General features: G+C 74.9%; 17 protein-coding genes and 2 pseudogenes. 4 read left to right on the plus strand and 15 right to left on the minus strand.

The features are described from left to right. Positions 1 to 144: 144 nt before the first annotated feature. Positions 145 to 1,179: an alcohol dehydrogenase AdhP gene (adhP, locus tag AB2L27_RS06255; protein ID WP_370440619.1), complete on the plus strand. Its 1,035-nt coding sequence runs from the start codon at positions 145 to 147 to the stop codon at positions 1,177 to 1,179. Here adhP and AB2L27_RS06260 read toward each other — a convergent pair. The 12 genes from AB2L27_RS06260 to AB2L27_RS06315 form a co-directional block, all read right to left on the minus strand. After that, positions 1,168 to 2,973 carry a GAF domain-containing sensor histidine kinase gene (locus AB2L27_RS06260; RefSeq protein ID WP_370440620.1) on the minus strand — a complete coding sequence of 602 codons (1,806 nt, stop codon included), beginning with the start codon at positions 2,971 to 2,973 and terminating at the stop codon, positions 1,168 to 1,170. The two genes, adhP and AB2L27_RS06260, sit on opposite strands and share 12 nt — an antisense overlap. A gap of 94 nt (positions 2,974 to 3,067) precedes the next feature. Continuing rightward, positions 3,068 to 4,099 (minus strand): cytochrome d ubiquinol oxidase subunit II, encoded by a 1,032-nt coding sequence (cydB, locus tag AB2L27_RS06265; RefSeq protein WP_370440621.1) that lies wholly within the window; start codon positions 4,097 to 4,099, stop codon positions 3,068 to 3,070. A gap of 23 nt (positions 4,100 to 4,122) precedes the next feature. After that, entirely contained in the window at positions 4,123 to 5,562 is a 1,440-nt protein-coding gene (locus AB2L27_RS06270) for a cytochrome ubiquinol oxidase subunit I (protein WP_370440622.1), read from the minus strand. A gap of 92 nt (positions 5,563 to 5,654) precedes the next feature. Further along, the gene (locus tag AB2L27_RS06275; RefSeq protein WP_370440792.1) at positions 5,655 to 8,042 is read right to left on the minus strand and encodes a phosphoketolase family protein; all 2,388 of its coding nucleotides are present in this window, start codon (positions 8,040 to 8,042) and stop codon (positions 5,655 to 5,657) included. A 157-nt stretch (positions 8,043 to 8,199) separates the two neighbouring features. Continuing rightward, positions 8,200 to 8,838, minus strand: a complete 639-nt coding sequence (locus tag AB2L27_RS06280) for a response regulator (protein WP_370440623.1) — start codon at positions 8,836 to 8,838, stop codon at positions 8,200 to 8,202. A 30-nt stretch (positions 8,839 to 8,868) separates the two neighbouring features. Next, positions 8,869 to 9,858, minus strand: a complete 990-nt coding sequence (locus tag AB2L27_RS06285; protein ID WP_370440624.1) for a universal stress protein — start codon at positions 9,856 to 9,858, stop codon at positions 8,869 to 8,871. 118 nt (positions 9,859 to 9,976) lie between these two features. After that, positions 9,977 to 10,429 (minus strand): pyridoxamine 5'-phosphate oxidase family protein, encoded by a 453-nt coding sequence (locus AB2L27_RS06290; protein WP_370440625.1) that lies wholly within the window; start codon positions 10,427 to 10,429, stop codon positions 9,977 to 9,979. Beyond that, entirely contained in the window at positions 10,426 to 10,848 is a 423-nt protein-coding gene (locus tag AB2L27_RS06295) for a pyridoxamine 5'-phosphate oxidase family protein (RefSeq protein WP_370440626.1), read from the minus strand. The genes AB2L27_RS06290 and AB2L27_RS06295 overlap by 4 nt, the downstream gene beginning before the upstream one ends. A 128-nt stretch (positions 10,849 to 10,976) precedes the next feature. After that, positions 10,977 to 12,857: an amidohydrolase gene (locus tag AB2L27_RS06300; protein WP_370440627.1), complete on the minus strand. Its 1,881-nt coding sequence runs from the start codon at positions 12,855 to 12,857 to the stop codon at positions 10,977 to 10,979. Between the two features lie 113 nt (positions 12,858 to 12,970). After that, positions 12,971 to 13,480 carry a hypothetical protein gene (locus AB2L27_RS06305; protein WP_370440628.1) on the minus strand — a complete coding sequence of 170 codons (510 nt, stop codon included), beginning with the start codon at positions 13,478 to 13,480 and terminating at the stop codon, positions 12,971 to 12,973. A gap of 12 nt (positions 13,481 to 13,492) precedes the next feature. Further along, positions 13,493 to 15,397, minus strand: coding sequence for a primary-amine oxidase (locus tag AB2L27_RS06310; protein ID WP_370440629.1), 1,905 nt, complete (start codon positions 15,395 to 15,397; stop codon positions 13,493 to 13,495). 105 nt (positions 15,398 to 15,502) lie between these two features. Next, on the minus strand, positions 15,503 to 16,093 hold the full coding sequence (locus AB2L27_RS06315) for a TetR/AcrR family transcriptional regulator (RefSeq protein WP_370440630.1): 591 nt from the start codon (positions 16,091 to 16,093) through the stop codon (positions 15,503 to 15,505). A gap of 147 nt (positions 16,094 to 16,240) precedes the next feature. Here AB2L27_RS06315 and AB2L27_RS06320 point away from each other — a divergent pair, with 147 nt between their 5' ends. Further along, positions 16,241 to 17,767: a catalase gene (locus AB2L27_RS06320; protein WP_370440793.1), complete on the plus strand. Its 1,527-nt coding sequence runs from the start codon at positions 16,241 to 16,243 to the stop codon at positions 17,765 to 17,767. Between the two features lie 379 nt (positions 17,768 to 18,146). Further along, entirely contained in the window at positions 18,147 to 19,304 is a 1,158-nt protein-coding gene (locus AB2L27_RS06325) for a serine hydrolase domain-containing protein (RefSeq protein ID WP_370440631.1), read from the plus strand. 102 nt (positions 19,305 to 19,406) lie between these two features. On the opposite strand, the pseudogene AB2L27_RS06330 reads toward AB2L27_RS06325, so the two are convergent. The 3 genes and pseudogenes from AB2L27_RS06330 to AB2L27_RS06340 all read right to left on the minus strand — a co-directional run bounded on the left by AB2L27_RS06330 (position 19,407) and on the right by AB2L27_RS06340 (position 21,834). Next, positions 19,407 to 20,293 (minus strand): annotated as a pseudogene (locus tag AB2L27_RS06330) (4-hydroxy-2-oxovalerate aldolase). Continuing rightward, positions 20,290 to 21,253: pseudogene (locus AB2L27_RS06335) on the minus strand (acetaldehyde dehydrogenase (acetylating)). The pseudogenes AB2L27_RS06330 and AB2L27_RS06335 overlap by 4 nt, the downstream one beginning before the upstream one ends. Next, positions 21,250 to 21,834 (minus strand): 2-keto-4-pentenoate hydratase, encoded by a 585-nt coding sequence (locus tag AB2L27_RS06340; RefSeq protein WP_370440632.1) that lies wholly within the window; start codon positions 21,832 to 21,834, stop codon positions 21,250 to 21,252. The pseudogene AB2L27_RS06335 and the gene AB2L27_RS06340 overlap by 4 nt, the downstream one beginning before the upstream one ends. Before the next feature lie 30 nt (positions 21,835 to 21,864). On the opposite strand from AB2L27_RS06340, the gene AB2L27_RS06345 reads away from it, so the two are divergent. Beyond that, the gene (locus tag AB2L27_RS06345) at positions 21,865 to 22,236 is read left to right on the plus strand and encodes a hypothetical protein (protein ID WP_370440633.1); all 372 of its coding nucleotides are present in this window, start codon (positions 21,865 to 21,867) and stop codon (positions 22,234 to 22,236) included. Positions 22,237 to 22,258: the final 22 nt, after the last annotated feature.

Here is a 22,258-nt window from a genome sequence, read left to right on the forward strand (position 1 = left end):
CCCGGGCCGGTGGGAGGGGACTTTCGTCCCCCCACCGCACGGGACGTTCTGCCCTGCCCCGCAGCCGGACCGGTCGGCAGCCTGCGGGTGGGCCCTCCCGGGTCCCGCACCGGTCCGGTTCCCACACCACAGGAGGTCGCGGCCATGCAGGCAGCGGTCGTCACGTCGTTCACCGCCCCGCTGGAGGTCGTCCAGCGCGAGGTCCCCACCCCCGCCGAGGGTCAGGTCCTGGTCCGCATCGAGGCCTCGGGCCTGTGCCACACCGACCTCCACGCCGCGCGCGGCGACTGGCCGGTCCGGCCCGTGCCCCCGTTCGTCCCGGGTCACGAGGGCGTCGGCGTCGTGACCGCGCTCGGCGCGGGCGTCACCGCCCGGGCCGTCGGGGACCGGGTGGCCATCCCCTGGCTGGGCCACGCCTGCGGGGAGTGCCGGTACTGCGTGGACGGCCGGGAGACGTTGTGCGAGCTGCAGCGCAACAGCGGGTACGGCGTCGACGGCGCCTTCGCCGAGCACGCCGTCGCCGACGCGCGGTTCGTCGTGCCCGTGCCCGACGGGATCGACCCCCTCGACGCCGCCCCGCTGACCTGCGCGGGCGTGACGACCTACAAGGCGCTGAAGGTCGCCGGCATCGTGCCCACCGAGAAGGTGGCCGTCTTCGGCATCGGTGGCCTGGGGCACCTCGCCGTGCAGTACGCCCGCATCCTGGGCGGGACGGTCATCGCCGTCGACGTCGAGGGCTCGAAGCTGGAACTGGCCCGCGACCTCGGCGCCGCGCACACCGTGAACGCCGCCGACGTCGACCCCGTCGAGGCCGTCCGGGAGCTGGGCGGGGCCGACGTGGCGGTCGTGCTGGCCGCCTCCCCCCGCGTGTTCGAGCAGGCGTTCTCCTCGCTCAACCGGGGCGGGCGGCTCATCTGCGTGGCGCTGCCCGCCGAGGAGCGCATGACCCTGTCGATCTTCGAGACGGTCCTGAAGGGGATCAGCGTCATCGGGTCGATCGTCGGGACCCGCCGGGACCTGGCCGAGGTGTTCGCGCTGCACGCCGAGGGGCGCACCCGGGTCATCGCCGAACCGCGGGCCCTGGAGCAGGTCAACGAGGCGATGGCGGAGGTCCTGTCGGGGAAGGTGCCGGCCCGTCTGGTGTTCGAGTTCCCGGCGGCCGGCGCCTCAGCCCGGTAGGGGGACCACCCACTCCACGCTCGTGCCCCGCCCGTCCCGGACCGGGGAGACGACGGTGCAGCGGCCCCCCAGCTCCTCGGCCCGGACCCGCAGGTTCCGCAGGCCGCTGCGCCGGGTGGTGGGGCCGGTCCCCACCCCGTCGTCGGTGACGGTCACCGACAACTCACCCCCGCCGACGGCGGAGTGGACCTGCACGGAACCGGCCCGGGCGTGCCGGGCGCAGTTCGTGAGCATCTCGCGCACCGCGGCCTGCAGGTGCGCGGCGAACCCGTCGGGGACCCGCACGGCGGCGGGCCCGTCGTGGGTGAGGTCCAGCGGCACGCCCAGCACGTCCTGGAACTCCACGACCAGCGAGCGCAGCACCGCGCCCGCGTCGGTGTCCTCGGCCGGGTTCTCCAGCCGGAAGATCGTCCCCCGGATGGAGCGGATCGTCTCGTCACCGGCGTCGATCAGGTCGCGCAACGCCTCCGCGGTCGCCGGTTCCCGGGTCCGCGAGGCCAGTGCGGACATCCGCAGCCCCCCGGCGAACAACTGCTGGATCACCTGGTCGTGCAGGTCGCGGGCGATGCGGTCCCGGTCGTCGAGCATGCTCATCCGGCGCCGGTCGGCCTGGGCCCGGCCCAGTTCGACCGCCAGGCCCACGTGGGTGGCGAAGTCGGCGGCCATCGCGAGGTCCTGCGCGTCGAAGCTGCGCCCCCCGCGCCCGCGCAGCAGGCACACGGCGCTGGGGCCGGCCCCGGCCGAGGCCACCGGCACGACCAGCGCGGGCCCCTCGGGGACCCCCGCGGCCGTGGTGTCCACCCCCGCCGCGGCGGCGTCGGCGAAGACGGCCCCCTCGCCCCGGGCCAGCGCCGCACCGGCCGCCGACCCCGCCGGCACCCACCGCGTCCCGCGCAGCGCCGTGCCCGCCGTGCCCGCGGTGACCACCACGCGCAGGTCACCGGGCGCGCCAGACCCCTCGAACCCCTCGAACCCGTCGCGCTCGTCGGCCCGCACCACGACCGCCAGGTCCGCCCCCGCCGCGTGGACGGCGCGGGCGGCGACCGCCTGCAGCGGGGCGACCTCCTCCCCCACCAGGTCGCGGATGATGTCGGCCGAGGCGGTCAGCCACTGCTGCCGGCGCTCGGCGACGTCGAACAGCCGGGCGTTGTCGACGGCGACACCCGCCGCCGAGGCCAGGGCGACCAGCAGTTCCTCGTCCTCGGCGGTGAAGTCCAGGCGCTGGTCCCCGTCGGTCTTCTCGCTGAGGTAGAGGTTGCCGAAGACGTGCTCGCGCACCCGGACGGGAACGCCCAGGAACGAGCGCATCGGGGGGTGCCCCGGCGGCAGGCCCTGGGCGGCGGGGTGCGCGGACAGGTCGGGCAGCCGCAGCGGCTGCGGGTGGCGGATCAGCTCGCCCAGCAGCCCGGCGCCGCGCGGCAGCGGGCCCATCCCCCGGGCGGTCTCCTCGTCGATCCCGACGACGACGAACTCGCTCAGCCCACCCCCGGGCCCCACCACGCCCAGGGCGCCGTAGCGCGCCCCGAGCAGGTCGCAGGCGGCCTGGGTGATGCGCCGCAGCAGCGTGGGCAGGTCCAGGTCGGAGCTGATCGCGCTGGTCGCGGCCAGCAGGCCCCGCAACCGCCCCTGGGTGGACAGGACGTCCTGCGCGCGGTCGATGAGCTGTTCCAGCAGGTCGTCCAGCTCCAGGCGGCCCACCTGGGGAAAGGTCACCGCCGGCTGCGCACCGGCCTCGGCCCCGCCCTCCGGCGGGGCCTGGGGGGTCCGCGGCTGCTGCGGGTTCTGCGGGGTCATGCTGTCCTCCGGGACCGGGCGCCCCTGGCGGGGCCTCGTCGGGCGGCCGGCAGCATACCGGCGGTCGGCGCAGGACCGGTCGGCGCAGGACCGGTCAGCCCCGCCCGGCGGTGCGGGCGGGCAACCCGGCCGGGGCGGGGATGTGGTGCACACCGGTGCGGCGGCGGAAGACCCAGTACGTCCAGCCCTGGTAGAGCAGGACCAGCGGGGTGAGGAACGCCGCCACCCAGGTCATCACCACCAGCGTGTAGTGGCTGGAACTGGCGTTGTCCACCGTCAGGCTGGACGCGGCGTCGGTGCTGGAGGGCATCACCGCCGGGAACAGGCTGCCGAACACCAGGACGACGACGGCGACGATCGCGAGGGCCGTCGCGGCGAACGCCCGGCCCTCGCGGCGCCGGCGCCCGGCCAGGACGGCACCGGCCAGGCCCGCGGCGGCCACGGCCACCGCCGCCCACGTCCACGGCGCCCCGTACCGGACCTGGGTGACGACCGCCCACGAACCGGCCACGACCAGCGCCAGCGGGGTGAGCACGTGCCCGGCCCGGGCGGCGCGCGCGCGCACCTCCCCCAGCGTCCGCAGCGCCAGGAAGGTGGCCCCGTGAGCCAGGAAGACGGTCAGCAGGGCCAGCCCCCCGAGCAGGGCGTACGGGTTCAGCAGGGTCAGCAGGGTTCCGGTGAACCGGTGGCCGGCGTCCATCGGCACCCCCCGGACGAGGTTGGCGAAGGCGACCCCCCACACCAGCGGGGGCACCCAGGAACCGACGGCGATGCACCGGTCCCAGCGCGCCCGCCACACCGGGTCGTCCACCTTGCCGCGGAACTCGAAGGCCACGGCCCGCAGGATGAGCGCGACCAGCACGACGAGCAGGGCGAGGTAGAACCCGGAGAACATCGAGGCGTACCACTCGGGGAACGCCGCGAACGTCGCGCCCCCGGCGACGAGCAGCCACACCTCGTTGCCGTCCCACACCGGCCCGATCGTGGCCAGCAGGGTGCGGCGTTCGGTGTCGTCGCGCGACAACGGGGCCAGCAGCATCCCGACGCCGAAGTCGAAACCCTCCAGGACCAGGTAACCCGTCCACAGGAGGGCGATGAGGACGAACCAGACGGTGGTGAGTTCCACGAGACGATCTCCGGGTCCGGGGGTCAGTACGCGAAGGTGAGGGGCGCGTCGTCGTCGGCGGCCGGGCCGATGGCGTCGGGGTCGACGTCCGGCAGCGGCTGCGCGGCGTAGCGGCGCACGAGGGAGAACCACACGACGGCCAGCACGCCGTACACCAGCGTGAACACCGTCAGCGAGGTCAGGACCGTCGCCGTCCCGACCGGGGACACCCCGTCCCGGGTCAGCATCCGGACGGCGTCCAGGCCGGTCGGGTTGGGGGCCACGGCCCACGGCTGGCGGCCCATCTCGGTGAAGATCCAGCCGAAGGCGTTGGCCAGGAACGGCGTGGGGACCGCCAGCAGCGCCAGGCGGGTCCCCCGCCGCGACAGCGGGAGGCGGCCGGCGCGGGTGGTCCACAACCCGACGACGGCCAGCAGCGCGCTGAACACCCCGAAGCCGATCATCAGCCGGAACGACCAGTAGGTGACGGGCAGGACCGGGACGTAGTCGCCCTCGCCGTAGCGTTCGCCGTACCGCCGCTGCAGGTCGTTCACCCCCTCCAGGTGGCCCGAGAAGGAGTTCGTGGCCAGGAACGCGGTCACGCCGGGGACGGTCACCTGCCGCACGTCGCAGGAGTTCCCCACGTCCCCGACGGCGAACAGGCTGAACCCCGCCCCGTCCTCGCTCTCGCACAGGGCCTCGGCCGCGGCCATCTTCATCGGCTGCTGCTCGAACATCAACCGCGCCTGCGCGTCGCCGGAGACCGCGACCCCCGCACCGGAGACGAGCAGCACGACCATGGCGACGCGGGCGGCGGCCCGGAAGGCCAGCGCGTCGTCCTCCCGCCCCTGCCGCCGCGACCGCGCCGCCGACCACAGCCCGAGCGCGGCGACCCCCGTCGAGGCCAGGACCAGCGCCCCGGTGATGACGTGCGGGAAGGCCGCCAGCGTCGTGGAGTTCGTCAGCAGGGCCCCGATGTCGGTGAGCTGGGCGCGGTTCCACGTCGGGTCGTAGGTGACCCCGACGGGGTGCTGCATGAAGGAGTTGGCCGCCAGGATGAAGTACGCCGAGGCCCACGTGCCCAGGGCCACCACCCAGATGCAGGCCAGGTGCACCAGCCGGGGCAGGCGGTCCCAGCCGAAGACCCACAACCCCAGGAACGTCGACTCCACGAAGAACGCCGCCATCCCCTCGATGGCCAGCGGGGCCCCGAAGACGTCCCCGACGAAGCGGGAGTACTCGCTCCAGTTCATCCCGAACTGGAACTCCTGGACGATGCCGGTCACCAGACCGACGGTGAAGGTGATGAGGAACAGCTTGCCGAAGTGCTTGGCCAGCCGCAGCCACTTCTCGTCACCGGTGCGGTACCAGGCGGTCTGGAACCCCGCGACCAGCGGGACCAGCCCCATCGTCAGCGGGACGAAGAAGAAGTGGTAGACGGTGAGGGTCCCGAACTGCAGCCGGGCGAAGGTGAGGGCGTCCACGGCCCCACCGTGCCCGCCGCGGGCGCGCGCGCCCAGGGTCGAAGGTCCCGCGGACGGGCGCGCACCGTCCGCGGGACCCGGGGGTCAGCCGGTCAGCCCGTCACCTGCGCACCCGTCTGCCGCGGGGCCGGCGTCCAGTCCCGCACCTCGGGCAGGTCCTGCAGGTGCTCCACGACGTACGCCCGGTGCCGTTCCAGCTGGGCCAGGCACCAGCGGCGCAGGTCCTGGGCCCCCACCGGCAGCCGGGAGGCGTTCTCCAGCGCGTCCAGGACGAGGTGGTAGCGCGAGACGCGGTTGCGCACGACCATGTCGAACGGCGTCGTCGTGGTGCCCTCCTCGATGAACCCGCGGACGTGGAACCGGTCGGCGCGGGGGCGGCCGTGGACGAGCTGGTGGACCGCCCCGGGGAAGCCGTGGAAGGCGAACACGACGTCGACGGAGTCGGTGAACAGTTCCCGGAAGGAGAACTCGTCCAGCCCGTGCGGGTGGTCCGCGGGCCGGTGCAGACGCATGAGGTCCACGACGTTCACCACGCGGGTCCGCAACTGCGGCAACCGGTCCCGCAGCAGCTCCGCGGCCGCCACCGTCTCCATCGTCACCACGTCCCCGGCGCAGGCCAGCACGACGTCCGGGTCGGCGCTGCCGTCGTCGGTGCCGGCCCACGGCCAGCAGCTCGCCCCGCGGGCCACGTGCTCGCGGGCCGCCCCGGTCGAGAGGTACTGCAGCTGCGGCTGCTTGTCGATGACGACGAGGTTGATCCGCGACCGGGTCCGCAGGCAGTGGTCGGCGACCTCGAGCAGGCAGTTCGCGTCCGGCGGCAGGTACACGCGCGCGACCCCCGCGCGCTGGGTCAGGGCGGTCTGGATGAGCCCGGGCCCCTGGTGGCTGAACCCGTTGTGGTCGTTGCGCCAGGCCGTCGAGGTCAGCAGCACGTTCAGGCTGGGGACCGGCGCCCGCCACGGCAGGTTCTCGGCCTCCTCCAGCCACTTGCCGTGCTGGACGGTCTGGGAGGCGCTGACCATCGCGAACGCCTCGTAGGTGGCGAACACCCCGTGCCGGCCGGTCAGGGTGTACCCCTCCAGCCAGCCGTGGCAGTTGTGCTCGGACAGGACCTCGACCACCCGGCCGGACGGCGACAGCGCGACGTCCCCGGCCGCGGTGGCCTCCATCCAGGTGCGGTCGCTGGCCTCGAACACCGCACCGAGCCGGTTGCTGTTCGTCTCGTCGGGGCAGAACAGCCGGAAGGTGGTCGGGTTCGCCCGGTAGACGTCGCGCAGGTACTCCCCCAGCCTCCGCGTCGACTCGGCCCGGGTGGCGCCCGGCTGCCCGACCTCCACGGCGTACCCGGCCGTGGGCGGCAGCACGAGGTCGCGGGTGAGCAGACCCCCGTTGGCGTGGGGGGTGGCCGAGATCCGCAGCGGGCCCTCGGGGTCGTTGGACCGCACGAGCGCGGTGGGGCGGCCCTGCTCGTCGAACAGTTCCCCGGGGCGGTAGGAGCGCATCCACTCCTCCAGCAGCCGCAGGTGGGCGGGGTCCTGCGCCACCCCCGACAGGGGCACCTGGTGGGCCCGCCAGGTGCCCTCGACCTGCACCCCGTCGACGACACCGGGCCCGGTCCAGCCCTTCGGGGAGCGCAGCACCACGACGGGCCACCCGGGGACCCCCTCGGGGGCCTGCCCGCTGCGGGCCCGGTGCTGGATGGCGCGGATGCGCTCGTGGGCCTCGGCCAGGACGGCGGCGAACCGGTGGTGCATCCCGGGCAGGTCGTGCCCGCCGACCTCCAGCACGTGGTACCCGTGCCCCTCCAGCAGGGACCGCACCCGCGCGGGGTCCTTGCGGGCCAGGACGGTCGGGCCGGAGATCTTCCACCCGTTGAGGTCCAGCACCGGCAGCACCGCCCCGTCGCGGGCGGGGTTGAGGAAGGAGATCCCCTTCCAGGCCCCCTCCAGCGGCGCGGTCTCGGCCTCCCCGTCCCCCACGACGGCCACGGCCAGCAGGTCGGGGTTGTCCATGACGGCCCCGAAGGCGTGGACCAGGACGTAGCCGAGTTCCCCGCCCTCGTGGATCGAGCCGGGGGTGGTGACCGAGGCGTGGGAGGGGATGCCGCCCGGGGAGGAGAACTGCCGGAACAACCGGCGCATCCCCTCCTCGTCCCGGGTGACCGCCGGGAAGCAGTCCCCGTAGGTGTCCTCCAGCCAGCTCGCGGCCACCAGGGCCGGGCCGCCGTGGCCGGGCCCGGCCAGGTAGAGGGTCTGCTGCCCGGTGTGCCGGACGAGGCGGGACAGGTGGGCGTACACGAACGACAGCCCGGTGCTGGTGCCCCAGTGGCCCAGCAACCGGGGTTTGACGTCGGTGGCCCGCAACGGCCTGCGCAGCAGGGGGTTGTCCCGCAGGTAGATCTGCCCGATGGTCAGGTAGTTCGCGGCGCGCCACCAGGCGTCCACCGACGCCAGGTCGTCGTCGTCGAGCGTCCCGGGCAGGGTCGGGGCGGTCGGTGCGGTCGGGGTGGTCGGTGCGGGGCTCACGGGTGGCCTTCCGGTCGCGGGAGTGTCACGTCGTGCAGGATCGCCGCCGCCGCCCCCGCCGGCCCAGGGCCCTACGTCCCGGGACCGGTCGTCCCCACCCGCGCGGCCGCCCTCACCCGCGCGAGGGGGCGGTGGTGAACAGCGCGGCCTGCGTCCGGCTGCGCAGCCCCAGCTTGGCCAGGACGTTGGAGACGTAGTTCTTCACGGTCTTCTCGGCCAGGTGCAGCTCGCGCCCGATCTGGCGGTTGGTGCGGCCCTCGCTCAGCAGCTTGAGCACCCGCCGTTCCTGCGGCGTGAGCCCGGCCAGCCGCGGGTCGGCGGCCAGCGGGTCCTCCAGGCGCCGGCGCACGGCCTCCACCGCCGCCGGGTCCAGCAGGCTGCCGCCGCCGTGGACGGTGCGCACCGACCCGACCAGGTCGGTGGTGCCGATCTCCTTGAGCAGGTACCCGCCGGCCCCGGCCAGCACGGCCGCCAGCAGCGCCTCGTCGTCGTCGTAGGAGGTGAGGATCAGGGTGCGCGTGCCCGGGGAGACCAGGCGGGCCTGGCGGCACACCTCGACCCCGGAACCGTCGGGCAGCCGCCCGTCCAGGATCGCCACGTCGGGGCGGGTCAGGGTGATCCCCTCCACCGCCTCGGCGACGGTCCCCGCCTCCCCCACGACCCGCAGCCCGGGGTCGGCCTCCAGGACGGCGCGCAGCCCGGCCCGGACCACGGCGTGGTCGTCGAGCAGGAACACCTCGATGGCGGTCACGGCGGCTCCTCTCCGGTCGGTCCGTCCAGCCTAGGCGCGAGCGCCGGACCGGTCGCCGCCCCGGTGCTCCGCGGCCCGCCCGGCGTCGGGCACCACGACCACCGGGCAGGTCGCCCGGTGCAGGACGTCGTGGCTGGTCGACCCGAGCAGGGCGCTGACGAAGGCCCCGTGCCCCCGGGCCCCGACCACGAGCAGCTCCGCGTCCTCGGCGGCGGCCAGCAGCACGTCACCGGGGTCGGTGTCCTCCACGCCCCGCCCCTGCACCCGCAGACCGGGGTGCTCGCGCCGCAGCCGGTCCAGGACGTCCTGGACCCGCCGGTCCACGTCCTCCCCGGCCGCCCGGCGGGCGTCCTCGAACGCCCCGGGGTCGAACCCGGTGGCGCGGTCGGCGGGGGCCCGCCACACCGTCAGCACCAGCAGGTCGCCGTCCGTGGCGGTCGCCCGGTCCGCGGCCCACCGCAGCGCCGCCTCCGCCTGCGCCGAGCCGTCCCAGCCCACGACGACGCCGCGCGCCCCCGCGGCGGGCTCCTCGCGCACGACCACCGCCGGGCAGGGCGTGCGGGAGGCGATGAAGAGGCTGGTCGACCCGAGCACGAAGCCGCCCAGGAGGCCTGAGTGCCCCCGGCCGCGACGGCGAGCGCCGGTGACCACGAGCTGGGCGCCGGCGGCGGCCGTGAGCAGGGCCTTGCGGGGGCTCTCGTGCGAGACGTGGGTCCGGACCCGCACCGGCGACGTCTGCCGGGCGACCTCGGCCGCCGCCTCCACGGTCCGGCGGGCCACGGCCTCGAGCTCCTCCAGGACGAGCGGGGCGTACCCACCGGTCCACACGTCGCCGTACACCGGCTGGGGTGCGGCGTGCACGACGTGCAGCCAGGTGCCCCGGCGGGCCGCCTCCGTCGCGGCCCAGGTCAGGGCGGCCCGGGACTCCTCGACCCCGTCGATCCCGACCACGACGGGGCCGGGACCGCCGTCCTGCGCCTCCCCCACCGCGTCCACGGCTGCGTCTGCGTCTGCACTCACGTCTGCGTCCACGTCGTCCTCCTGGGTCCCTCGGTCCGGACCGCGACCGCCGGTCCCCCCCGGCGGTCGCGGTCCCACCACCCTGTCGGCCGGGCCTGCGGCGCGGCAGGGACCTTGGTCACCCGTCCGGGGTGCGGTGGCCGCTCAGCAGCGCGAGGTCGAGGGCGAAGAACGTCTCGCGCACCCCCGGCGCCCAGGTCCGCAGGGCCTCGCGGACCTCCGGCGGCGGGTCGTCCAGCCTCCGGCAGCGGCCCGTGACGGTGACGCTCCACCCCGTCTCCACCCCCGCCTCCACCCCGGGCTCGGTCCCGGGCTCGGTCCCGGGCGCGGGAGGGGGGCGGTGGTCGACGTTGAACGCGACGACCGCGTCGGTGACCGACCGGGCCAGCGCGGTGTCGGCCGCGGTGCGGAAGTACAGGCGGGAGGCGTGGACGACGAAGTTCATCGTCGCCACGGCCGGCAGGGCGGCCTGCGTGAACACGACCCGGCCGACGCCCCCGGTGCCGATGAGCCGCCGGCAGCGGTCGGCGTTCAGCCGCCCGGGGTCCGGCGGGCCCGGGGCCGGGCTCACGCCGGCCACCCCGGGGCCGGCGCGGGAGCGGTGGTTCCGGCCCGGCCCAGCTCACGGCCGGTGAGGTGGTCCATCTCCACCGCCAGCAGCCGGCCGGCCGGTCCACGGGCCAGGCCGTGCGCCCGGACCGGGGCGTGCGCGGGGTCGACGGTGTGGCAGGCCCCCACCACGGTGACGCTCCAGCCCGAGCGTTCCCCCCGGTCGACGCGGTCGACGTGGTAGGCCAGGACGGCGCCGTCGACGTGCTGGTGCAGGGGCCCCCGCTCGGTCACGGGGAACCACAACCGGTCACCGGAGACGACGTAGAGCGTCGGCAGGACCGCGGGCAGGGCGTCCTGGGTGAACACGACCCTGCCCGCCCCGGACGTCCCCAGCAGCCGGCGGCAGTCCGCGGGCTCCAGGGCCTTGACGGTGTGCATCCCCCGACGATCGACCGGCCGGGGCGGCCCGCGGCAGGGTCGTTGGTCCCGTCCCCCGACCACCGGGGGCGCCGGGGGACGCCCGGGTCACCGGCCGCGGGCCCGGTGGGGCCGGGGCCGGTGACCGCTCAGCACGCCGCGCAGACCCCACCGGGGTGCGGGTGCCGCTGCCAGGACAGGACCGGCCCGCGGTGGTGCGCGGGGTCGGTGGCGTCGTGGACGACGGCCCCGCCCACGACGACGAGGTCGATGCCCACCTGGGGGAGCTGGTCGAGGGGGAACGCCGGGCCCCCCTCGTCGTCCAGGAGGCGTTCGGCCAGGACGCAGACGTCGCCGGCGAACCCCGGGGCCAGCCGCCCCTTCCACTGCTCGGCGTGGTCCTGCCAGGCTCCCGCCGTCGTGAACGCCGCGAGCGCCTGCAGCAGCCCCACGCGCTGCTCGGGGCCGCTGACCTGCCCGGAGGCCCCTTCGCGCAGCACCGCCGAGACGACACCGGCCCGCCAGTCGAAGGAGACGTTGGGCGAGTCCGAGGACGCCGCGGTGGGCACCCCGGCGGACAGGGCCGCGGCGAACGGGGCCTGGTAGGCCGCGCGCTCGGGCCCGACGACGGCCGGCTGGCCGTCGGCGATGAGGGCGCGGATGGCGGGGTTGAGGTTGACCCCGATGCCGTGCTCGGCCATGACCGCCAGGGTCGGCGGCGAGGTGAAGTCGCCGTGGATGACGTAGTGGCGGGCCCGGTTCGTCCGGCTGCCGGCGTCACCGGGGGCCTCCAGGGCGGCGGTGAACGCGGCGACGACGGCGTCGATCGCGGCGTCCCCGGTGGCGTGCACCCCGATCTGGTACCCCGTCTCGTGCACGACGCGGACCATCTCGGCGAGCTGGGCCACCCTGGCGGCCTCGTCCGCGCCCGTCGTGACGAGGCTGCCCCGGCCCCCGCCGACGTACTCCTCGTGCATCCACGCGGTCCGGCTGGCGATGGGCACCCCGTCGGCCCGCAGCTTCACCCCCCGGACGGCGAAGCTGCGGGGGTCCACGTCCCGGGCGGGCACGTTGCCCTGCAGGACGTCGTGCACGCCGGCGACGTCGACCGGGTAGGTGTCGTCGGGGCGGCTGAGCAGGGCGGTGACGCGCAGCGGGAGGGTCCCGGCCCGGGACAGCTCCTCGTACAGCTCCCGGGCGACCGCGCTGATCCCGGGTTCGGTGACGCTGGTGATGCCCAGGGCCACGACGGCGGCCGCGGCGTCCTCGATGGCCTGGCGCTGCTCGTCCCGGGTGAAGGGCGGCACGTGGGCGTTGACCAGGGCCATCGCCGTCTCGCGCAGGACGCCGGTGGGCCGGCCCGAGGGGTCCAGGACGACCTCCCCGCCCGGCGGGACCGGGGTCGAGGCGTCCACCCCGGCCTGGGCCAGGGCCGCGGAGTTCACCCAGAGCTGGTGGTTGGACCAGTCGAGCAGGACCACGGGGTTGTCCGAGGAGACCGCGTCCAGGTCGGCCGCGGTGGGCGCGCGCCCGAGCAGGTCCTCGTTCCAGCCCTTGCCGCGGATCCACCCGCCGGCGGGTGCGGCCGCGACCGCGGTGGCCACGGCGGCCACGGCGGCCTCCACGGTGCCCCCGGCACCGGCCCCGACGTCGATCGTGCGCGGGGGCATGGCCAGCCCGGTGCGCAGCAGGTGCAGGTGGGAGTCGTTGATGCCGGGCAGGGCCGTGCGGCCGGCGAGGTCGACGACCCGGGTGCAGTGGCCGGTGAAGGGGGCCACGCTCTCGTCGTCGCCGACGTGGACGACGACGCCGTCGCGCACCGCCAGGGCGGTCGCCGTCTCGGGTCCGGCACCGTCGAGGGTGAGGACCTGACCGCCGCGCAGCACCAGGTCGGCGGGCCGCCGGTGCGGTGGTGCCGCCTCGGCCGGCGCGGCGGTGCCGGCCACCACGGCCGTGGCCGCGGCGGCACCCAGGAGCACCCCGCGCCGCGGGAGGACGGGGGTCGTGCGGGATTCGGTCGACTCGGCCACGGGATCTCCTTCGACGACGGGCCTCGGAAGCCCGGAGTCCAGCACCGGGGGCAGCACCCAGCATCCGTAGTCGTACGGATGCGGAACGCCACGCCCCGTGGCAGGGGCGGGGCTCAGAGCACGGTCGTCACGAGGGCCGTCGTGAACATGCTGGCGGCCATCGCCCTCCCGCAGACCCGCCCCGCCCCGCGGTCGCGGCGCAGCACCGCCGCCACCAGCCACCCGCCCGCGACGAGGACGGCCAGGACCCCGGTGAGCCCGGTGGTCGCGTGCAGGTGGGCCCCGCCGACGAGCGGGGCGGGGCCGCCGTCCTGGCCGCTCGCGTGGCCGGCGGCCGGCAGCAGCCACAGCAGGGCGGCCGTGGCCAGCAGGTCCAGGGGGACCGGGCTCGGCACCCCGCTGCGGCGGGCGGCCGCCGCGCTCGCCCAGGCCACGGCCCAGCTCGCCAGGGTCAGGACCGGGACGACGGTGAAGGGGACCGCGACCCCGCACCCGTGCAGGAGGCACACCACCATCGCCGCCCCCATGACCACCGCCGCGGTGCGCGCGGTGCGGACCCCGGCCAGCGCGGCGGCCAGCCCGACGAGCCCGGCCACCACGTGCACCGCGGTGAGCGGGGTCACGACGTCACCGCCTCACGGGGCCCGGTGGCAGTGCGCCCCCGCCGACGGGGGCACGTCCAGCGTGGGGTTGCGGTCGAAGAACCCCATGGGCTTGAGCCGGAAACCGGTGTGATCGACCGGCATGATCGGCCAGTCCTCCGGGCGGGGGACGTGGGTGAGCCCGAAGGTGTGCCAGACGACGAGGTCGGTGCCCTCCAGGTCGCGGTCCTGCTCCACGTAGGAGGGCAGGCCGGCCCCGCCGTGGTGCTGGTTGACGAAGTCGCCCGCGGAGTAGCGCTGGGCCGGGTCGAACTGCGTCACCCACAGGTGGTCGGTCGCGAACCCGGCGCGGCGCTGGATGGAGGAGTCGTCGGCGGCCAGCAGGGTCGGCTGCCCCTCGGGGAACAGCGCGTAGGCGACCGGCCGCCCGAGGGCGTTGCGCCGTCCCGGGTTCGAGACGTGCCAGACGCGGGCCTTGGCCGGGTCGGCCTGACGGCGCGCGGCCAGCTCGGTGCGCAGCGGGGTGACCGAGGTGGTGAACGCGTTGCCCCGCGGGTTGTCCGGGCCCACCGGGACGCGCTGGACGTCGATCTCCTCCACGGAGTTCTCGAACCCGTCGACGGCCATGTCCAGGCGGGCGCTGAACAGGTGCTGGTGGTACGGAGCGCCCAGGCCGGGGGCGATCTCGGAGGCGTAGGGGTACCCCTCGCCCGGGTGGGCCGACGTGAACACCACACCGGTCGCCTTGGCCTCGAACTCGATGGTGCCGTCGAGGTAGAGGTACCAGTAGAAGCCGTAGTCGTAGTTGCCGATGGTCGTGAAGAACGACACGACGAGACGGCGCTGACGGCGGACGGTGCTGCTGCCCGCCCACAGGTCGGTGTGCTTGAAGAGGATGCCGTAGTCCTCCTCGTGGATGCAGATCGCGTTCGGCAGGACCCGCGGGTTGCCCTGCTCGTCGGCGATGGTGGCGTCCAGGTAGGTGATCTCGCCGACGCAGTCGCACCCCAGTTCCAGGGCGTTGGCGTAGCGGCCGACGAGGTACTCCCCGGTGTCGAAGTAGTTCTGCCAGGAGCGGACCGGGGAGGGGTCGGCGTAGGGCACGACCATCTCCGCGATCGAGGCGCGGTGGACGATCGGCCGGTCCCGGTCCTGGTCGCGGTCGAAGAAGGAGATCTGGTGCAGCACCAGCCCCTCGCGGGCGTCGAAGCCGACGCGCACGGAGAAGTTCTCCCAGCGCAGCAGGTCGCCCTCGAGGGTGAAGCTGGGGCCTTCGGGCTGGGTGATCGAGATGGGTTTCTGCGTGGTGCGGTACTCACCCCGCACGGCCGGGTCGTCGTAGTTGCCCGACCCCTGCGGGACCGGGACGGCGCCGAGGTCGAGGACCTGGGTGACCTCGTGGGAGATGACGTCCACGTACCCGACGAGCCCGTCGACCGGGTGCGCCCAGGCGAGGTCGCCGGGGTGCTCCTGGACGAAGGCCAGTCCGCGCAGGATGCGCCGGCCGACCTCCTCGGGGTACTCGTACACGCCGGCCGACAGGGGCGCGACGCGGACGGTGGCGACGTCGAGGTCGCGGGCGGCGAGCGCGGCCAGCCACCGCTCGTCGGTGGCCAGCAACCGCTCGACGAGCTCGAACTCCTCGTCCAGGACGGGCAGCTGGCCGTCGACGGCGGCGTCGAGGTCGACGGTGCGCAGGACCGACCTCGCGGTGAGGTCGACCAGGACGTCCTTGGCCGCGACGGCCCGCACGTCGTGCAGCAGGGCCCGTGCGCGACGTGGGGGGCGTCCGGCGGACAGCTCCGCCTTCGTGGGCTCCTCGAGCCCGACGTAGGTGAAGCGCGTGGAGTCCTGGACGAGACCGGCCCCGTCCAGCACCTCGCGGACGGCGGTGATCTCGTCGGCGGTCAACGAGGACAGCGGGTGGCCCGTGCTCATGGAACTCCTCCGTTGGTCTCCATCGGGAGACGCAAAGCCTAGGACACGACCGGCCGTCCTGGGAAGACCTCGACGGGGGATCGGGCGGTCGCCGCGTCAGCCGGGTCAGCGGGTGAGCTGGGTGAGCTGGGCGTCCAGCGCCGCGCGCTGCTGGTCCACGCTGAGCAGGGGCCGGTCGGCCACCACGAAGGTCTGCGCCCCCATGAGGAAGGCCAGGAGCTGCCCCGCGGCGACGTCGACGTCGACCGTCCCGGCGATCTCCCCCTCCTCCCGCGCCTCCCCCAGCCACCGCGCGACCTCCCCGCGCCACTCGTGCAGGGTCGCGGCGTTGACGCGGGCGAAGCGGTCGTCGGCCACGGTGCGCCCCCAGAACGAGACCGCGATGCGCGCCTCCAGCACCCGCGTCTCGTCCAGCGGCAGGACCTCCAGGCAGAAGGCCCGCAGCGCCGCCAGCCCGCGCCGGTCCCCGACCGCCGCCCGCACCCGCTCGTTCGTCTGGGAGTACACGTACTCGAAGGAGGCCTGCAGGAGGTCGTCCTTGCTCGCGAAGTACCGGTTCAGGGCCCCGTTGGCGTACCCGGCCTCGGCGGCGACGACCCGCATGGTCACCGAGTCCAGGCCGTGGCGGGCCACGAGGCGCCACGTGACGTGGATGATCTCGCGCCGGCGCGCGGCGTGGTCGACGAGGCGGGGCATGACGTGGGGACGCTAGCAGCGGGACGGGCCGGGACGGGCCGGGAGCCCCCGGGGCCCGGGGGCTTCCCTGGGAGTCGGCTGCACGCCGCGCGCTCCCGGTGGCGCGGCGCCGGGGACGAGCCGATCCTCGAAGGCGTGACCGAGCAGATGGAAACCACCGCGGCGAGCGCGCCCACGACGAACGACGCCGGCATCCCCGTCGCCAGCGACGAGCACTCCCTGACCCAGGGTCCCGGGGGCGGGATCCTGCTGCACGACGCCTACCTCATCGAGAAGATGGCCCAGTTCAACCGCGAGCGCGTGCCCGAGCGCGTCGTGCACGCCAAGGGCGGCGGGGCCTTCGGGGAGTTCCGCGTCACGGGGGACGTCTCGGCCCACACCCGGGCCGCGCTGTTCCAGCCGGGTACCACGACCCCCGTCCTGGCCCGGTTCTCCACCGTGGCCGGTGAGTCCGGCACGCCCGACACCTGGCGCGACCCCCGCGGCTTCTCCCTGAAGTTCTACACGACCGAGGGCAACTACGACCTCGTCGGGAACAACACCCCGGTGTTCTTCGTCAAGGACCCGATGAAGTTCCAGGACTTCATCCGCTCGCAGAAGCGGCGCGCCGACAACCACCTGCGCGACCACGACATGCAGTGGGACTTCTGGACCCTCTCGCCGGAGTCCGCGCACCAGGTGACGTGGCTGATGGGCGACCGGGGCATCCCGCGCACGTGGCGTCACATGAACGGCTACGGGTCGCACACCTTCCAGTGGATCAACGCCGAGGGGAAGCGCACCTGGGTGAAGTACACGTTCAAGACCGACCAGGGCAACGAGTTCTTCACCCAGGACGAGGCCGACCAGATGGCCTCGATCGACACCGACTACCACATCCGCGACCTGAGCGAGCACATCCGCGACGGGGAGTTCCCCTCGTGGACCCTGTACGTGCAGCTCATGCCCGACGAGGACGCCGCCGACTACCGCTTCAACCCCTTCGACGTCACGAAGGTGTGGCCGCACAGCGACTACCCGCTGCACGAGGTCGGCAAGCTCACCCTGAACCGCAACCCGCAGAACTACTTCGCCGAGATCGAGCAGGCGGCCTTCGAGCCGTCGAACATGGTCCCCGGCATCGGGGTGAGCCCGGACAAGATGCTGCTGGGCCGCATGTTCAGCTACGCCGACGCGCACCGCTACCGCATCGGGGCGAACTACGCCCAGCTCCCGGTCAACCAGGCGCAGTCCCCGGTGAACAGCTACGCCAAGGACGGCGCGATGCGCTACAGCAACCCCGGCGACCCGGTCTACGCGCCGAACTCCTACGGCGGCCCGGTCGCCGACGCCGAGCGGGCCGGGCACACCGGCCGCTGGGACGGTGGCGGCGAACCCGTCCGCGCCGCCTACGTCCAGCACCCGCAGGACGACGACTGGGGGCAGGCCGGGTCCCTGGTGCGCGATGTGATGGACGACGCGGCCCGCGAGCGCTTCGTGGACAACGTCGTGGGGCACCTGCTGAACGGGGTCAGCGACCAGGTCCTCACCCGCGCGTTCGCCTACTGGGACGCCGTGGACGCCGGGATCGGCCGGCGCATCCGCGAGGGCGTGTCCGCCAAGCAGGACCTGGTGGACCCCAAGGCGGAGAACCAGGGGAACCCCGCGCGCAGCGGGGCGCAGCACAAGGCCTGACCCACCGGTCGGTCGTTCCCCGGGCGGGAGTCCGTCGTGGACCGCGACGGACCCCCACCCGGGGAGCAGCCGCTCCCCCGCCCGCCGGGCACGATGGACGGGGCCGTCGGCGGTGACCCGGTCCTCCATCAGGGAACCTGACGAACCGGTGGGGCCCGGAGTCTTGTGCGGACACGCCTCCGCGTGCTGAACTCGTCCGGGTCCCCGGGTCCGGGAACCGTCCCCCGCAGTCGTCCGCAGTCGTCCGCAGTCGTCGCCGGCCGTCGGTCGACGCGCCGTTCCGCGGTGCGGGTGGCGGCGGGGCCGCTGAGCGTCGCCGAGGCTCCGGGCCACCTCCCGACCCCGCCGGTCCCACCCCGTCGACCAGATCGGAAGTCCTGTGTCCCCGCAGCACCCCGGTGTCCTCGCCGACCTCGCCCTGTTCAGCGGCGCCCCGCAGATCGACCACTTCGGCCGGATGGCCGAGCTCGTCACCACCCGGGCCGTGGCACCCTCCTCCCACCCCCGCCCCTGGCCGGAGGGGGAACGGGTGGACCTGCCCGGCACCTTCTCCTTCGCCGGGGACGAGCACGACGTGCAGGAGTTCCTCGACGAGACCGAGACGTCCGCCGTCCTCGTCCTGCACGAGGGCCGCGTCGTCCACGAGCGGTACTTCCGCACCGGCGGGCCGGACGTCCCGTGGTTGTCGATGTCGGTGGCGAAGAGCTTCGTGGGCACCCTCGTCGGCATCGCCGTCGCCGAGGGCGCAATCCGCGACGTCGAGGACCCGATCAGCGACTACGTCCCCGTCGACCCCGGCTCCGCCTACGACGGTGTGCCGATCCGCAGCGTCCTGCAGATGTCCTCGGGTGCGGTGTGGAACGAGGACTACAGCGACCCCGAGGCCGACGCGCTGCGCCTGGCCCGGGCCACGTCCGGGCAGGAGGGGAACCTGGACACGGTCGTCGCCACGCTGGGACGGGAGCGGGAACCCGACACCCTGTGCCGCTACAACTCTTGCGACACGCAGGCCCTCGCCTCCCTGCTGCGGCACGCCACCGGCCGGCACCTCGCCGACTACCTGCAGGAGAAGCTCTGCGAACCCCTGGGGTTCCAGCACGAGGGGGCGTGGGTCGTCGACCCGAGCGGCATCGAGATGGGTTTCGCCGGCCTGAACCTCGTCGCCCGCGACTACGCCCGCCTCGGTGAGCTGTACCGCAACGACGGGGCCGTCGACGGGGTGCAGGTCGTCCCGGCGGAGTGGGTCCGCGCCGCCACCACCTCGTCGCTGCCGCACCTGGAGGCGGGCAGGGTCGTCGTGGGGGGCGGGACCACGCCCGAGGGGTACGGCTACCAGTGGTGGCTGCCGGCGGGCGAGCGCGAGGAGTGGATGGCCGCGGGCGTCTACAACCAGTACGTCTACGTCGACCCGGCGAACGCGGTCACCGTGGTGAAGCTGTCCGCGAACCGCAAGTTCGGCACGGCGGACGACGAGAGCGCCCACCACGAGGCGCAGTCGCTGGAACTGCTGCGGGCGATCGCGCGCAGCTTCGACTGAGGTCCACCCCTCCTCGCGCAGCCGCCGCGACGAGGCGGGACCCGGGCCGCGGGCCCCGGCGGGAACGTTCCCGCCGGGGCCCGCGCACGTCGCCGGACGGTCTCAGCCGGCCCGTCCCTGGGCCAGGTCGAGGGCGATGTCGACCAGCAGGTCCTCCTGCCCGCCCACCAGACCGCGCCGGCCCACCTCCACCAGCACGTCGCGGGCGTCGAGGCCGAACCCGGCCGCCGCACGCTCGGCGTGGCGCAGGAAGCTGGAGCACACCCCGGCGAAACCGAGCGTGAGCGTCTCCCGGTCCACCTGCACGGGCCGGTCGGGCAACGGCCGGACGAGGTCGTCGGCCGCGTCCTGGAGGGCGAAGAGGTCGGCCGGGTGCTCCAGGCCCGCGAGCGAGGCGGCGGCGACGAACGGTTCGACGGGGGTGTTCCCCGCCCCCGCCCCCAGGCCCGCGAGCGAGGCGTCCACCCGGATCGCCCCGGCCTCGACGGCCACGAGGGAGTTCGCCACGGCCAGCGGGAGGTTCTGGTGGGCGTGGATCCCGATCTGCGTGCCCGGGTCCAGCTCGTCGCGGTAGGCCCGGACCCGGCGGCGCACGTCGTCCATGCCCAGCTCGCGCGCCGCGGCGATGTGCTGGGCCGCCACGTCGGCCTCCGTGCAGTGCGTGGCGACCCGCACCGCCCTGGCCCCGGCCGAGAAGGCGTCGCGCAGGTCGCGCACGGTGCCGATGCCGGGCAGCACCAGCGTCGTCAGCCGGGCCCGCTGCACCACCTCGGCGGCGGCCTGGATCCACTCCAGGCCCCGGCGCTGCCGGCCCCGTAGGTGAGGCTGGCCCCGGCCAGGCCGTCCCCGTGGGCCACCTCGATGCCGTCGACCCCGGCGGCGTCGAGGGCGGCGGCGACGCGGCGCAACCGCTGCGGGTCGATGCGGTGCCGCAGGGCGTGCATCCCGTCCCGCAGGGTCACGTCCTGCAGGAAGTAGTCCGCGCTCACCCGGCCACCCCCACGGTGCGCGCGGCGAACCGCTCGGCGACCCGCAGCGCGGCCGAGGTCATGATGTCGAGGTTGCCGGCGTAGGCGGGCAGGTACTGCCCGGCCCCCTCCACCTCCAGGTAGACCCGGACGCAGGTCAGCCGCTGGTCCCCGGCGTCGGGGACGAGCGTCCCGACGTCCTCGCCGGGGTCGAGGTCGTCGAACTGGACGGGCTGCTTCAGGCGGTAGCCGGGCACGTACTCGGCGACCTCGCGCACCACGTCCCCGGACGGCGGTCGCGACGGAGGCCCGGCCGGCCTCGTCCGGGGTGGGGATCAGGCACAGCACGGTGTCCCGCATGACCAGGGGCGGTTCGGCGGGGTTGAGCACGATGATCGCCTTGCCCCGTTCGGCCCCACCCACCTGCTCGATCGCGCGGGCGGTGGTCTCGGTGAACTCGTCGATGTTCGCCCGGGTGCCGGGCCCGGCGGACCGGGAGGCGATGGAGGCGACGATCTCGGCGTAGCGGACCCTGGTGAGGGCCGCGACGGCCGCCACGACCGGGATGGTCGCCTGCCCGCCGCAGGTGACCATGTTCACGTCCGGCGCGTCGAGGTTGACCACGGGCACGACGTACGGGCCGAGGGCGGCGGGCGTCAGGTCCACGAGCTGCTTGCCGTACGGCTCCAGCGCCCGGGCGTTGTCGCGGTGGGCCGAGGCCGAGGTGGCGTCGAACACGATCCGGACGTCGTCGAAGCACTCGTGCGCGATGAGCCCGGCGACGCCGTCGGAGGTGGTCGCGATGCCCAGCCGCCGGGCCCGGGCCAGCCCGTCGGAGTCGGGGTCGACCCCCACGAGGAGGGCCGTCTCCAGGGACGTCGACAGGCGCAGCACCTTGAACAGCAGGTCGGTCCCGATGTTGCCGGACCCGATGATCGCGACCCGGGTGCGGCGGGGGTCCTCCCCGGCCGGGCCGCTCACGCCGCTCCCCCGCCGGCGAACGTGACCTCGACGTCGCCGACGCCGGTGACGACGGCGCGGAACACGTCCCCCGCACGGGCCGCGACGACCGGGCCGAGCGCGCCGGACAGGACGACCTCGCCGGCCCGCAGCGGGTCGCCCAGGTCGATCGCGGTGCCGGCCAGCCACGCCAGCGCGGCCAGAGGGCTGCCGAGGCAGTCGCTGCCCCGGCCCGTGGAGACCTCCGCACCGTCGCGGGTCATGGTCATCCGCACCGCAGTCAGGTCCAGGTCGTCCAGGGGCCTGGCCGGTCCGAGGACCGCGGCCCCGAAGGAGGCGTTGTCGGCGACGGTGTCCACGAAGGTGATGTCCCAGTCCTCGATGCGGCTGTCGACGATCTCCAGCGCGGGCAGCACCGCCCGCACGTGCGCCGCCACCGACCCGGCGTCCACCGCCGTGGTGACGTCCCGGTCCAGGACGAACGCGACCTCGGCCTCCACCCGGGGCTGCAGGAACCCGCCGAGGGGCAGGCGCGCGCCGCTGGGGTGGCCGCTGTCGGAGAAGAGGGTCCCGTAGTCGGGGCGGTCGACCTCCTGTGGCACGGCCTGCCCGCGCAGCTGCCGAACACGCGGGTGGTCCTGGCCCACGCGGGCGGGGCGCTGCCGATGCTCGCCGGGCGGCTGCTGACGCTGTGCGAGGCGGACTGGGTGCCCCACGACGGCGTGGACGAGGAGTCCGTGCGCCGGGGGCTGCGGGCCTTCTACTACGACACGGCCATCTCCGGGACCGCCCAGGCGATGGGGCCCCTCACGGGGGTCACCGACACCGACCACATCGTCTACGGCTCCGACTTCGGCGCGCCGTGCGCCAGTGCCGGGGTCCTCGAACGCACCATCGAGGACCTCTTCGGGACCGGTGCGGTCCCGGGGTCGGTGCCCCCGAGCGTGCGCGGGAACGGGGCCCGGGTCTTCCCCCGGGTGCTGGCCCGGCTCGGCCGGGGCTGATCCCGCCCGGCCCGCGGGGGCG

The sequence above is a fragment of the Kineococcus halophytocola genome (assembly GCF_041276425.1).
Taxonomy (GTDB): Bacteria; Actinomycetota; Actinomycetes; order Actinomycetales; family Kineococcaceae; genus Kineococcus; species Kineococcus halophytocola.

Bases quoted from the DNA above. Each gene is read 5' to 3' on its own strand.
- adhP (WP_370440619.1), top strand. From the start codon at position 145: ATGCAGGCAGCGGTCGTCACGTCGTTCACCGCCCCGCTGGAGGTCGTC.
- AB2L27_RS06260 (WP_370440620.1), bottom strand. From the start codon at position 2,973: ATGACCCCGCAGAACCCGCAGCAGCCGCGGACCCCCCAGGCCCCGCCG.
- AB2L27_RS06295 (WP_370440626.1), bottom strand. From the start codon at position 10,848: ATGCACACCGTCAAGGCCCTGGAGCCCGCGGACTGCCGCCGGCTGCTG.
- AB2L27_RS06310 (WP_370440629.1), bottom strand. From the start codon at position 15,397: ATGAGCACGGGCCACCCGCTGTCCTCGTTGACCGCCGACGAGATCACC.
- AB2L27_RS06315 (WP_370440630.1), bottom strand. From the start codon at position 16,093: ATGCCCCGCCTCGTCGACCACGCCGCGCGCCGGCGCGAGATCATCCAC.
- AB2L27_RS06320 (WP_370440793.1), top strand. From the start codon at position 16,241: ATGGAAACCACCGCGGCGAGCGCGCCCACGACGAACGACGCCGGCATC.